The sequence below is a fragment of the Microbacterium dauci genome (genome assembly GCF_030065535.1).
Classification (GTDB): domain Bacteria; phylum Actinomycetota; class Actinomycetes; order Actinomycetales; family Microbacteriaceae; genus Microbacterium; species Microbacterium dauci.
This window is the reverse complement of sequence record NZ_JASJND010000006.1, coordinates 377,185-389,336: the sequence shown is the minus strand read 5'-3', so window position 1 is coordinate 389,336 and position 12,152 is coordinate 377,185. Positions and strand designations below refer to the sequence as shown.

Below are 12,152 nucleotides of genomic sequence, written 5' to 3'. Positions count from 1 at the left end.
GGGGGGGGGGGGGGCGCCGCCCCCCCCCCCCCCCCCCCCCCCCCCCCCACGACACCCACGAAAGCGAACCCATGCACGATCCCCTGCTGACCGTGCACGACTTCTCGGTCGTGTACGACGTCGATCCCCCCGTCGAAGCCGTCAAGCACGTGAGCCTCGAGCTCCAGCGCGGCGAGATCCTCGGTCTCGCCGGCGAGAGCGGCTGCGGCAAGACCACCCTCGCGTACGGTGTGCAGCGCCTGCTGAAGGCGCCCGCCGTGATCTCGAGCGGATCGGTCGTCTTCCACGACAAGGGCGGCGAACACATCGACGTCAACGCACTCGAGATCGAAGAGATGCGGCGGTTCCGCTGGGACAAGATCTCCATGGTCTTCCAGGGCGCGATGAACGCCCTCAACCCCGTCGCGACCATCGGCTCGCAACTCGACGACGTCTTCGCCGTCCACCGCCCGTCGATGACGAAGACGCAGCGCCGCGAAGCGGTCGCCGAACTGCTCGAGATCGTCAAGGTCGGCGCCGCGCGCGTCCGCTCGTACCCGCACGAACTCTCCGGCGGCATGCGCCAGCGCGTCATGATCGCGATGGCCCTCGCCCTCCGCCCCCAGCTCATGGTGATGGACGAGCCGACGACCGCGCTCGACGTCCTCGTCCAGCGCGAGATCCTCCGGCAGATCTCCCAGCTGCGCGAGCGCTTCGGGTTCTCGGTCATCTTCATCACCCACGACCTGCCGCTCCTGCTCGAGATCAGCGACCGCATCGCCATCATGCGCGAGGGCGAGATCGTCGAACTCGACACCGCCGAGCGCATCTGGAACGCCCCGCAGCACGAGTACACGAAGACACTGCTGTCGTCGTTCCCCCGCCTCACCGGAGAGAAGGTGGCCCGATGACCACGCTCGAATTCGACGGCGTCACGAAGGTCTACAGCGTCCGCGGCGCGGGCCAGATCAGGGCGCTCGACGACGTCAGCTTCACGCTGACGTCCGGGCAGACGATCGGCCTCGTCGGCCAGTCCGGCAGCGGCAAGTCGACGATCGCGAAGATCCTCACCCAGCTCGAGACGCCCACGAGCGGCGCGATCCGCCTCGACGGCACCCCCATCCCCCGCCGCGGCAAGGGCCTCCGGAAGTACCGGCAGCAGCTCCGGATGGTGTTCCAGGACCCGTTCGCCTCGCTCAACCCGTACCACTCGATCCGTCACCACATCGAGCGTCCGTTGCGCCTCGACAACGTCGTGCCGAAGGGCGAGGTCGATGCCGAGGTGCACCGCCTCCTCGACCGAGTGCGTCTCCACAGCGACGTCATCGACCGCCGCCCCCACGAACTGTCAGGCGGACAGCGTCAGCGCGTGGCGATCGCCCGCGCCCTGGCATCCCGTCCCGGCCTCCTCGTCGCCGACGAGCCCGTCTCGATGCTCGACGTCTCGATCCGCATGGGCGTGCTCGGCCTGCTCGCAGACCTGCAGCGCGAAGAGGGACTGGGCGTGCTGTACATCACGCACGACCTCGCCACCGCGCGCCACTTCAGCGACGAGATCATCGTCCTCAACCAGGGTCGCATCGTCGAGCACGGCACCGCCGACGACGTGATCCTCCGCCCGCAGGACCCGTACACGCAGGAGCTGCGCGCCGCGTCCCCCGATCCCGAACGACACTTCGCGACACCGGGAAGTGCAGCACCGACCGGAGGTGCCCGATGACCGCCGTCGAACCCCAGATCCCCACCGACGCCCGCCCCGACGCACTCGAGGTCGGCACCACCGCGACGACCGCGGTGAAGGGTCGCTCGCGCATCCCGTGGCGCTTCCTCGGCGGCCGTGCCGCGTTCTACCTGTTCACGCTGTGGGCAGCGATCACGATCAACTTCTTCCTCCCCCGCCTCATGAAGGGCGACGCGGTCGACGCGTACCTCGCCCGCAACCGCACCGTCAGCCCCGAGGCCGCCGACGCGCTCCGCGCCCTTCTCGGGCTCGACACCGACAAGACGCTGCTGCAGCAGTACGGCGAGTACTGGGCGCTGCTGCTGCGCGGCGACCTCGGCGTCTCGCTGCTGCACGGCCTTCGCCCCGTCACCGAGGTCATCTCGCAGTCGCTCCCCTGGACGATCGGCCTCGTCGGCTTCGCCACGATCGTGTCGTTCCTCATCGGCACCATCGGCGGCGCGATCGTCGGATGGCGCCGCGGCAGCCGCGCCGACGCGCTCATCCCGATCACGACGTTCCTCAGCACGATCCCCTATTTCTGGCTCGGCCTGCTCGCCATCGCGGTGTTCTCGGTCAACCTCAAGTGGTTCCCGATCGGCAAGGCCTACGGCGTCGGCGTCTCGCCGGAGTTCACCCCCGAGTTCATCGGGCAGGTGATCCACCACGGCACGCTGCCTGCGGTGACGATCATCATCGCCTCGCTCGGCGGCTGGATGCTCGGCATGCGCAACATGATGCTCACCGTCCTCGACGAGGACTACATCACCGTCGCGCAGGCGAAGGGCATGCCGCGCGGTCGCGTGCTGTGGGGCTACGCCGCCCGCAACGCGGTGCTCCCCCAGATCCAGAGCTTCGCCCTCTCGATCGGCTTCATCGTCGGCGGCACGATCGTCATGGAGATGGTCTTCAGCTACCCGGGCGTGGGCAAGCTGCTCCTGGATGCCACGAACGCGAAGGACTACGCACTCATGCAGGGCGTCTTCCTCGTCATCACCCTGTCGGTGCTGGTCGCGAACATCCTCGCCGACGTCGCCTACGCATTCCTCGACCCGCGCACGCGCCAGACGGAGGCCTGAACCATGTCCGCGACCATGACCCTCCGCACCGCGAAGCCCACCGAGCCGCCGCGGACGACGTTCCTCGCGCGCCTGGGCGCCGCCTTCGCGATGTTCCGCAACCCGAAGTCGATCACCGGGCTCGCGATCCTCGGCTTCTTCGTCCTCATCGCGATCTTCGCCGACGTGCTCGCGCCGTACTCGCCAACCAAGGTCGACAACACCGCGCGCTTCCAGGCTCCGTCGGCAGAGCACTGGCTCGGCACCACCCACATCGGCGAGGACGTCCTCAGCCAGGTCATCCACGGCACCCGCGGCGTCATCGTCGTCGGCTTCCTCGCCGCGATCATCGCGACGCTCATCGCGATCGTCGTCGGCGTCATCGCCGGCTACCTCCGCGGGTGGAAGAGCGAGAGCCTCTCGGCGCTGACGAACGTCTTCCTCGTGATCCCGGGTCTGCCACTCATCATCATCGTGGCATCCATGTTCGAAGACCCGCCGCTCGTGCTCATCGCCGGCGTGCTCGGTCTCACCGGGTGGGCGTGGGGCGCGCGCGTCCTGCGCGCGCAGACGATGTCGCTGCGCAACCGCGACTTCATCCAGGCGGCCCGTGCCAACGGGGAGCCGCTCCGCCGCATCATCGCGGTCGAGATGCTCCCGAACCTCATGGCGCTCATCGCCGCGAGCTTCGTCGGCACCGTCACCGCCGCGATCCTCGGGCTCACGACGCTGTCGTACATCGGCGTGATCCCGGTCGACACCTACAACTGGGGCACCATCCTCAACTGGGCCAGCGCGCAGGGCGCGTTCCGGCAGAACCAGTGGTGGTGGTACCTGCCCCCGGGGCTCTGCATCGCCGCGATCGGCGTCGCCCTCTCGCTCATCAACTTCGGCATCGACGAGTACGTCAATCCGCGCCTGCGTTCGGCCGGCGAGCGGGCGCGCGCGATGAAGAAGAAGGGGCTCGACGTGAACGACACCGTCACCGTCGTCCGCCCCACCACCACCTCCAAGGACAGCACCGTATGACCTCCGTCGACCTCCAGGTCGCCCCCTATCTCGATCCCACCCTCCACCTCGAAGCCCGTGTCGCCGACCTGCTCGGTCGCATGACGCTGCCCGAGAAGGTCGGGCAGATGATGCAGTTCGACGCCCGCGAGGAGCTCGAGGGCATCGTCCTCGACCACCACGCCGGTTCGATCCTCCACACCTCGCCCGAGAAGGTGGTCCGGGCTGCGGAGCTCACCGCGCAGACGCGCCTGCGGATCCCCCTGCTCGTCGCCGACGACTGCATCCACGGGCACTCGTTCTGGGAGGGGGCGACCATCTTCCCCACGCAGCTGGGCATGGCCGCCTCATGGGACACCGACCTCGTCGAGCGCGTCGGCCGTGCCACCGCGGCGGAGGTCGCGGCGACCGGCATCCATTGGACGTTCTCCCCCGTCCTCTGCATCGCGCGCGACCTGCGCTGGGGGCGCGTGAACGAGACGTTCGGCGAAGACCCGTTCCTCATCGGCGAGCTCGCCTCAGCGATGGTGCGCGGCTACCAGGGCGGCGGACTCGACGACCCCGACGCGATCCTCGCGACCGCGAAGCACTTCGCCGGGTACTCCGAGACGCAAGGCGGCCGCGACGCGAGCGAGGCCGACATGTCGCGCCGCAAGCTCCGGTCGTGGTTCCTGCCGCCGTTCGAGCGCGTCGCCCGCGAGGGATGCCGCACCTTCATGCTCGGCTACCAGTCCACCGACGGCGTGCCGATCACCGTGAACGATTGGCTGCTCAGCGACGTGCTGCGCGGCGAATGGGGCTACGCCGGCACCCTCATCACCGACTGGGACAACGTCGGCCGCATGGTGTGGGAGCAGCACGTGCAGCCCGACTACGCCCACGCGGCCGCCGCCGCCGTGAAGGCCGGCAACGACATGATCATGTCGACGCCCGGCTTCTTCGAAGGGGCGCTCGAGGCCGTGGCATCCGGCCTCCTCAGCGAAGCAGACATCGACCAGGCGGTCGCGCGGGTGTTGTCGCTGAAGTTCCGCTTCGGGCTGTTCGAGAACCCGCGGCTGCCCGACACGGCGCGCATCGCCGAGGTCATCGCTTCGCGCGCGCACACCGAGCTGAACCTCGAGGCCGCTCGGCGCTCGCTCGTGCTGCTCCGCAACGACGGCGCCCTCCCCCTCGCTCCGGCGACCCAGCGCATCGCTGTCGTCGGCCCGCTCGCCGACGACGCGCAGACGCAGCTCGGCGACTGGGCGGGTTCCTCGGGCCAGATCGATTGGATGCCGGACGGGCACCCCCGCGAGCAGATCACGACCGTGCTCGACGGGCTTCGGGCGCTGTTCCCCGGCACGGTCACGTACGACCGCGGCGCGGAGATCCTCGACCTGACCGACGACCCGGCAGGCACATTCCCCGACGGACAGCCCCGACCCCCGATCGTCGTGCCGCGTGAGCCCGACGCTGCGCAGATCGCCGCGGCCGTGGCATCCGCCGAACAGGCCGACGTGGTCGTCGCCGTCGTCGGCGACCGGATCGAGCTCGTCGGCGAGGGCCGCTCGACCGCCACGCTCGAGCTCGTCGGCGGGCAGCGGGCACTGCTCGAGGCACTTGCCGCGACCGGGAAGCCCCTCGTTGTCGTGCTGCTCGCGTCGAAGCCGCTGGTGCTGCCGAGCACCGTCCGCGACGCCTCGCTCGTGTGGGTCGGGAACCCCGGCATGGAGGGCGGGCGCGCGATCGCCGAGCTGCTGCTCGGGCAGATCGAGCCCACCGGGCGCCTTCCGATCTCGTTCGCGCGTCACGCCGGCCAGCAGCCGACGTACTACAACCAGATCCGCGGGCAACACGGCGACCGCTACGCCGACCTCACCCAGGAGCCGGCCTTCGCCTTCGGCGACGGCCTGTCGTACTCCACCGTCGAGTACACGGATGCCACGATCCTCACCCCCGCCGTCGGCGTGGGCGACACCGTGCGGGCCCGCGTGACGCTCCGCAACACGGGCGACCGTCCGGCGCACGAGATCGTGCAGGTCTATGTGCGCGACCGGGTGACCTCAGTGAGCTGGGCCGACAAGGAGCTCAAGGCCTACCGGCACGTGGAGCTGGCGCCCGGCGAATCGACCACCGTCGAGGTCGCGGTCGACGCCGCGGACTGCACGATCGTGGATGCCGCCGGCAACCGCATCGTCGAGCCCGGCGCGTTCGAGCTGCTCATCGGCCCGTCCTCGCGCGACGCCGCGCTGCTGCCGGTCGGCTTCGAGATCCGCTGAGACCAACGACGGGGACGGGCCCCTGCGCCCGTCCCCGTCGTGCTGTCTGCTGCGAAGGTCAGACCCCGCCACCGCCGATACGGGTCCACGCGGTGCTGCCCTCGGCGCGACGCGAAGCCTGTATGCGGTCGACCGATGCGGGGCCGCCGGCGCGCTGCGTGTCGTCGCGGCGACTCGACGTGGCGGGCCCAAGCACGCGATCGAAGAACGCGGAGATGCTGCGGATCATCCGAGACCTGGTCATGACCGCAGGCTAACCCGCCGCGGCGCCGCCCACCGTGAACGATCGGTGAACTGCGCCGCGTGCGACGTCGCGCTCGCCGATTCGCGGATGCCACGGCGCCGACCACGTGTCTGGGACGGGGCGATCCTGTGGTCTGGAGGATGAAGATTTTCTCATCTTGATCTGGGGTTGAGAGGCCCAATCGAGCCCTCTCAATGTCGTACCCCCTCACCAGAATGGAGGTATGACCAGCCCCGCAGAGACTCCCGGATCGGACGCTTTCATGGCGTCTCTCGCCGGGCTGGCTCACGGGGCTGAAGGGGTGCTCGCGCGGGCGACCGCGGCGCAGATCGACGAGGTCCGTCTCCTCGCCGCCGCGGCAGCCCTCGCCGAGAAGACCGCAGCAGGTTCCTCCGCGAGGGTTCGCGAGCAGGACATGGTGCTGCGGTCGATCTCCGCGGAGCTCGGCGGGATCATGCGGGTCGCGGACCGGACGATGCAGCGCCGGATCGATGAGGCACGAACGATCGTCGAGGACTACCCGGCGGCGCTCGACGCGTGGGAGGCCGGGCGGATCGTGCGCGGCCACGTCCTCACGATCGTGGCCGCCGGGTCGATCCTCCCGCCGGAGTTGCGGGGTCAGTTCGCGGATGCCGCGATCCCCAGATGTGAACGCGACACCCCCAATCGGGTCCGCCCAGCGCTCGAGATGCTCGCCCAGCACCTGCACCCAAGGTCGTTCGCGGAACGCCACGAAGCAGCCGCCGCCGGCCGATGCGTGCGGATCGTGCCCGGGTCGGACGGGATGTCCGAGCTCATCGCGAAGATGCCGACCGCAATCGCCGAAGGCATCCACGACCGCCTCACCCAGATGGGTCGGGCGATCATCGACACCCGCAGCGAGCGTGCCACGGCAATGGGCCTGTCCCTCGGAATCGATGGCGAGAACGAGTCCCGCGCCGAGATCGTGTCAACCGACGCGCGCAGCATGGACCAGGTCCGCGCAGACCTGCTCGCTGACCTCCTCCTCGCCGGGACGCCCGCGCTCGACGACACCCGCGACACGTCGGCAGGTCCCCTCGGGAAGATCCGCGCACGGATCCAGGTCGTCATCCCCGCGCACGCTCTCGCCGGTGACGATCACGACGCGTGCGACCTGGTGGGTCGTTCACCGATCGACGCAGCCACCGCTCGTCAGTTGGCGGCAGGGAACAGCCAATGGGAACGGCTCGTGACCCACCCGATCACCGGCGCGGTCCTCGCCGTGGACTCGTACCGGGTCCCCGAGAAGATGCGGCGGTACCTCCAGGCTCGCGACCAGCACTGCAGGTTCCCCGGCTGCCGACAAGCGGCGGTCCGCTGCGACGTCGATCACAACGAAGATCACGCGCTCGGCGGGAAGACCCACGTCTGCAACCTCTGCCACCTGTGTCAACGGCATCATTCGATGAAGCACTTCACCTGCTGGAGAGTGCGACAACTCAAGGGTGGCGTCCTCGAATGGACCTCACCCCTCGGCAGGATCTACAGAGAAGACGCACCGCAACCAGCCGTCGCGTTCACCCCTGCCGACCTCACACTCCCGCCGTTCTGACGCAGCACCCGGCGCAGGCGCTTCGACTCGCTCCGCCCGCGGGGCGACCGACACGAAACGCCCGAGCAGTCGCCAGGCGTTTCGTCTCGCAGCTCAGGCTTACTTGAGGCCGGTCATCGCGATGCCCTGCACGAAGTAGCGCTGCAGGAAGAGGAACAGCACCAGGATCGGCGTCACAACGAGCACCGAGCCCGCCATGAGCAGCCCGTAGTACGTGCCGTTCGAGCCGACCGAGTACAGCGACAGCGCCACCGGCAGCGTGTAAATCTGCTCGGTCTGCGCGACCACGAGCGGCCAAAGGAAGTTGTTCCACGACCCGAGGAACGTCAAGATCGCGAGCGTCGCGATCGGCGGACCGCACTGCGGCAGCACGACGCGCAGGAAGATGCGCCACTCCCCCGCACCGTCGATACGCGCCGCCTCGATGAGCGCGTCGGGCACGCCCATGATGAACTGCCGCATCAGGAACACCCCGAGTGGACCGGCCAGGAACGGCAGGATCAGCGCCGGATACGTGTTGACGAGCCCCATGTTCGCCACGAGGACGAACATCGGCACCAGCGTCACGACGCCCGGCACCATCAGCGTCAGCAGCACGAGGGCGAACAGCACCTTCTTGCCGGGGAATTCGAGCTTGGCGAGCGCGTAGGCGACCATCGAGCAGAACACGATATTGCCGACCACGACGACGAGCGCCACGACCACCGAGTTGAAGAAGAACTGCCCGTAGTCGAGCTGGGTCAGCCACCGCGAGTAGTTGTCGAGCGTCGCCTGCTCGGGCCACCACGTGATGGGCCGCTGCAGCAGCTCTCCCTGCGTCTTGAAACTGCCGAGCAGCATCCACAGGAACGGGGCGAGCGTCAGGATCAGCCCGATCGTCAACGCGAGGTACGTGCCGCTGCGTGACCAGCTGAACGAGCGCCGACGGCGTCGGGGCGCGGCATCCGTCAGCGGAGACTTCGCGGGTTCGGTCACGGTTGTGATGGCCATGTCAGTTGTCCTTCGAACGCAGCAGCCGGAACTGCACCGCCGACAGCGCCGCGATGAACGCGAACAGCACGTAGGCGGCGGCCGAGGCGACCGAGTAGTCGCCGTAGCCGAACTGGTTGTAGACGTAGTAGCTGATGGTCAGCGTCGAGTTGAGCGGGCCGCCCTGCGTCATCACGAACGGCTCTTCGAACACCTGCAGGAAGCCGACCGACAGCAGCACCGCACCGAGCAGCAGCGTCGGGCGCATGAGCGGCAGCGTCATGCTCGTGAACCGGCGCCACGCGCTCGCGCCGTCGACCTCGGCGGCCTCGTAGACGTCCCGCGGGATCGCCTGGAGACCTGCGAGGAAGATGATCATCAGCGTGCCCATGTTGCGCCAGGCACCCATCACGATGATCGAAGGCATCGCCCAGAACGGGTCGTTCAACCAGTCCGGGCCGTTGATGCCGACCCAGGCGAGCACGGTGTTCACGAGTCCGGAGTCCTGCAGGATGAACTTCCACACGACGGCGACGGCCACGATCGACGTCACCACCGGCGTGTAGAAACCGACCCGGAAGACGCTTCGGAACTTCTCGATCCCCGAGTTCAGCGCGACCGCCAGCAGCAGACCGAGCGCCATCGTCAGCGGGATGCCGACGCCCACGAAGTAGAACGTGTTCACGATCGACTTCACGAACAGCTCGTCCTGGAACAGCGTGACGAAGTTCTCGAACCCGACGACATTCACGTTGAACGGCGAGCGCAGGTCGCGAACCGTCAGGTCGGAGAACGACATCGCGAACGAGCCGACGAGCGGCCCGAGCATGAAGACCGCGAAGATCGCGAGGAACGGCAGCGCGAACAGCCACGCCACCACCGCCGTACGGCGCCGCTGGGCGGCGAATCCTCCTCGCCGCCCAGCCGCGCTCGTCGTAGCGAGCGCCATGGTGCTTACCAGCCCGTGCCGAGCGACTCAGCCTTCGCGATGATCGCGGATGCCGACTCGGCGGCGTCGCTGCCGTTCGCGACCTTCTCGGCCTCGGTCTCGATGAACGCCGACATCTCGTTCCAGCTCGGCACCGACGGGGGCGCCACGGTGTTCTCGAGCTGCTCGTTGAGGACCGACAGACGGGGGTCGGAGGTGAACGGCTCGGCATCCAGCGCCGAGGTCACTGCGGGCAGCGCGTTCACGGTCTCGAACCATGCCTGCTGGGTCTCAGCCTCGGACAGCCAGCGGATCAGCTTCCACGCACCGTCGGCGTTCTCGGCACCCTCGAACACACCGAGGTGGCCACCACCGAGGTACGAGTCGTTGTTGTCGGCGCCGGCGGGAACCGGCGCGGTGCCGACGTTCTCGTCAACCCACTCGGGCGACTCCTGGTCGCCGAGCACGCCGACCATCCACGGGCCGGACACGAACGCCGGGTTTGAGCCGTTCGCGAATGCGGCGGTCTGCTCGTCGCCATAGCCAGACGTCGGGGCGAGGCCGTCGAGGAAGAACGAGGCGTAGTACTCGAGCGCCTCGGTCAGCGCCGCCTCATCCCACGCGTACGCGTCACCGGCGTCGTTCAGCACGTCGCCGCCGGCCTGTGCGTAGAACGGGAGGATCAGCTGGGTCGAGTCCTCGGCGTCGCCCATCGGCAGCTGCAGGCCGTAGTCGGCGCCGTTCTCGGTCATCGCGGTGGCGAACTCGGTGAGCTCGTCCCACGTGGTCGGCGCCTCGACGCCCGCCTCCTCGGCGAGGTCGGTGCGGTAGTACATGACGCGCGTCTCGACGTACCAGGGCACGGCGTAGCCGACGCCCTCGACCTCGGTCGACTCGAGTGCAGTCTCGTTGAACGAGTCGGTGTCGACGAGGTCATCCGGCACGACGGCGAGTCCACCTGCGGCGACCATCGACGGCAGCAACGAAGAACCGATCATGATCGCGTCGGGCACGGTGCCGGCGGCGACGGCGGTCTGGTACTTCGTCATGACGTCGGTCCACGGGATCGAGGTCACCGTCACGCTGGCGTCGGGGTTCTCCTCGACGAACGCGTCGGCGAAATCGGCGAGGTTCTCGCCCTCTTCGCCCATCGCCCAGACCTCGATCTCGCCCGTCGCGGGCGAGTCGTCGACGGTGGCCGCCTCGGGGCCTTCCGTGTCGGGCCCGGTCTCGGCGCGGCCGCAGCCAGCCAGGGCGAGCAAGCCCACCAGTCCGATTGCACCGAACGCGAGTGCACGACCATGCATCTTCACGATTCCTCCTCATTGAGTCTTGACGCGGAGCAGTTGAGCGGGAAAAGTAACTTAGCAACTGCTCGCTTAGTTTGTTGAGCATAAACTGTCCGCACGACCCCTCGCAAGAGAGCAGCGCATGAGCACCGATGCCCAGTCCGCTCCGACGGACCCCGACCTCACCCGTACCGGTCGCGCCGACCTGCGGAAAGTGCGCGGCGACAAGCGGCGCACGCGCATCGTCGAGACGGCCGTCGAGGTCTTCGGCGAACAGGGCTACCGCGGCACGTCACTCCGCGAGATCGCGCGTCGAGTCGGGATCTCCGATGCCGGTCTCCTCCACCACTTCGGATCGAAAGTCGGCCTGCTGGCTGCGACCATCGAGGCCCGCGACGAGATGGACCGTGTCCGGCGCGAAGCCGACGAAGCAGCCGGTGCGACCTTCGTCGACACGATGCGCGACCAAGTCGCCCGCAACAGCCACTCCCCCGGGCTCGTCGCGCTGCACGTCGTGCTCTCGGCCGAAGCGACCGACCCGCAGCATCCGGCCCACGAATCGTTCCGCGAGCGCTACCGCCAGATCCGGCACCAGGATGACGAGTCGTTCACACGCCTCCAGCAGGAAGGGCAGTTGCGCACCGACCTCGACCCCGAGCGGGTCGGCCAACTCGTCACCGCCATGATGGACGGCCTGCAGCTGCAGTGGCTCCTCGACCCCGACGCGGTCGACATGGAGGGCCTGTTCGAGGACTTCCTCCACCTGCTCGAGATCCCCCGCCGCGACGCGACACCTGATCGTTGATCGCAGCGCATCCGCCGTTCACCCTGCACCCCTATGCTCGCGGCATGACACGAGCGACCGTCTGGGGGGCGGGCGCGGTCGGTGCCGCCACCCTCGCAATGGTGATGTTCACGATCGGCACGGCGTACGGCGTGGAACGCCTCGTCTGGGATGCCGCGCACGACACGTTCGTCTACGCCGAGGCTCCCGCGGGTGGCGTCGTCCTCGTCGCGTCAACCGTGGTCGCTGCCGCGCTCGTCGCGACCTCGCTCGTGTGCGCCTGGACGGGCATCACTCGCGCAGTGCGCGCGCACCGCCAGAAGCCGCTCCGTACCGCCTGAC

At 68.6% G+C, this 12,152-nt stretch carries 12 protein-coding genes; 8 read left to right on the top strand and 4 right to left on the bottom strand.

The window, feature by feature from the left end; translation table 11 throughout:
* Nucleotides 1–71: 71 nt before the first annotated feature.
* The 5 genes from QNI14_RS10625 to QNI14_RS10605 are packed head-to-tail and all read left to right on the top strand — an operon-like array spanning nt 72 to nt 6,023.
* Entirely contained in the window at nt 72–890 is an 819-nt protein-coding gene (locus tag QNI14_RS10625; protein ID WP_283716562.1) for an ABC transporter ATP-binding protein, read from the top strand.
* Nucleotides 887–1,699 carry an ABC transporter ATP-binding protein gene (locus QNI14_RS10620; protein ID WP_283716561.1) on the top strand — a complete coding sequence of 271 codons (813 nt, stop codon included), beginning with the start codon at nt 887–889 and terminating at the stop codon, nt 1,697–1,699. Before QNI14_RS10625 ends, QNI14_RS10620 begins: the two co-directional genes overlap by 4 nt.
* Complete coding sequence (locus QNI14_RS10615; protein WP_283716560.1) at nt 1,696–2,778, top strand: ABC transporter permease; 1,083 nt, start codon at nt 1,696–1,698, stop codon at nt 2,776–2,778. Before QNI14_RS10620 ends, QNI14_RS10615 begins: the two co-directional genes overlap by 4 nt.
* Before the next feature lie 15 nt (nt 2,779–2,793).
* Nucleotides 2,794–3,786 carry an ABC transporter permease gene (locus tag QNI14_RS10610; protein WP_430539269.1) on the top strand — a complete coding sequence of 331 codons (993 nt, stop codon included), beginning with the start codon at nt 2,794–2,796 and terminating at the stop codon, nt 3,784–3,786.
* Nucleotides 3,783–6,023, top strand: a complete 2,241-nt coding sequence (locus QNI14_RS10605; protein ID WP_283716558.1) for an exo-beta-d-1,3/1,6-glucosidase — start codon at nt 3,783–3,785, stop codon at nt 6,021–6,023. Before QNI14_RS10610 ends, QNI14_RS10605 begins: the two co-directional genes overlap by 4 nt.
* Before the next feature lie 58 nt (nt 6,024–6,081).
* Here QNI14_RS10605 and QNI14_RS10600 read toward each other — a convergent pair whose 3' ends face one another.
* On the bottom strand, nt 6,082–6,267 hold the full coding sequence (locus QNI14_RS10600) for a hypothetical protein (RefSeq protein WP_283716557.1): 186 nt from the start codon (nt 6,265–6,267) through the stop codon (nt 6,082–6,084).
* 223 nt (nt 6,268–6,490) lie between these two features.
* On the opposite strand from QNI14_RS10600, the gene QNI14_RS10595 reads away from it, so the two are divergent.
* The gene (locus QNI14_RS10595; RefSeq protein WP_283716556.1) at nt 6,491–7,840 is read left to right on the top strand and encodes an HNH endonuclease; all 1,350 of its coding nucleotides are present in this window, start codon (nt 6,491–6,493) and stop codon (nt 7,838–7,840) included.
* A 99-nt stretch (nt 7,841–7,939) separates the two neighbouring features.
* On the opposite strand, the gene QNI14_RS10590 is transcribed toward QNI14_RS10595, so the two are convergent.
* From QNI14_RS10590 to QNI14_RS10580, 3 genes are read right to left on the bottom strand one after another with little or no spacing between them, the layout of a single operon-like run.
* Nucleotides 7,940–8,830, bottom strand: a complete 891-nt coding sequence (locus QNI14_RS10590) for a carbohydrate ABC transporter permease (RefSeq protein WP_283716555.1) — start codon at nt 8,828–8,830, stop codon at nt 7,940–7,942.
* A gap of 1 nt (nt 8,831) precedes the next feature.
* Nucleotides 8,832–9,758 (bottom strand): carbohydrate ABC transporter permease, encoded by a 927-nt coding sequence (locus QNI14_RS10585; protein ID WP_430539268.1) that lies wholly within the window; start codon nt 9,756–9,758, stop codon nt 8,832–8,834.
* A gap of 5 nt (nt 9,759–9,763) precedes the next feature.
* The gene (locus QNI14_RS10580; RefSeq protein ID WP_283716744.1) at nt 9,764–11,044 is read right to left on the bottom strand and encodes an extracellular solute-binding protein; all 1,281 of its coding nucleotides are present in this window, start codon (nt 11,042–11,044) and stop codon (nt 9,764–9,766) included.
* A gap of 124 nt (nt 11,045–11,168) precedes the next feature.
* Between QNI14_RS10580 and QNI14_RS10575 the strand changes: the two genes are divergently transcribed.
* Both QNI14_RS10575 and QNI14_RS10570 read left to right on the top strand, forming a co-directional pair.
* Nucleotides 11,169–11,831 carry a TetR/AcrR family transcriptional regulator gene (locus tag QNI14_RS10575; protein WP_283716553.1) on the top strand — a complete coding sequence of 221 codons (663 nt, stop codon included), beginning with the start codon at nt 11,169–11,171 and terminating at the stop codon, nt 11,829–11,831.
* 44 nt (nt 11,832–11,875) lie between these two features.
* Entirely contained in the window at nt 11,876–12,151 is a 276-nt protein-coding gene (locus QNI14_RS10570) for a hypothetical protein (protein WP_283716552.1), read from the top strand.
* Nucleotide 12,152: the final 1 nt, after the last annotated feature.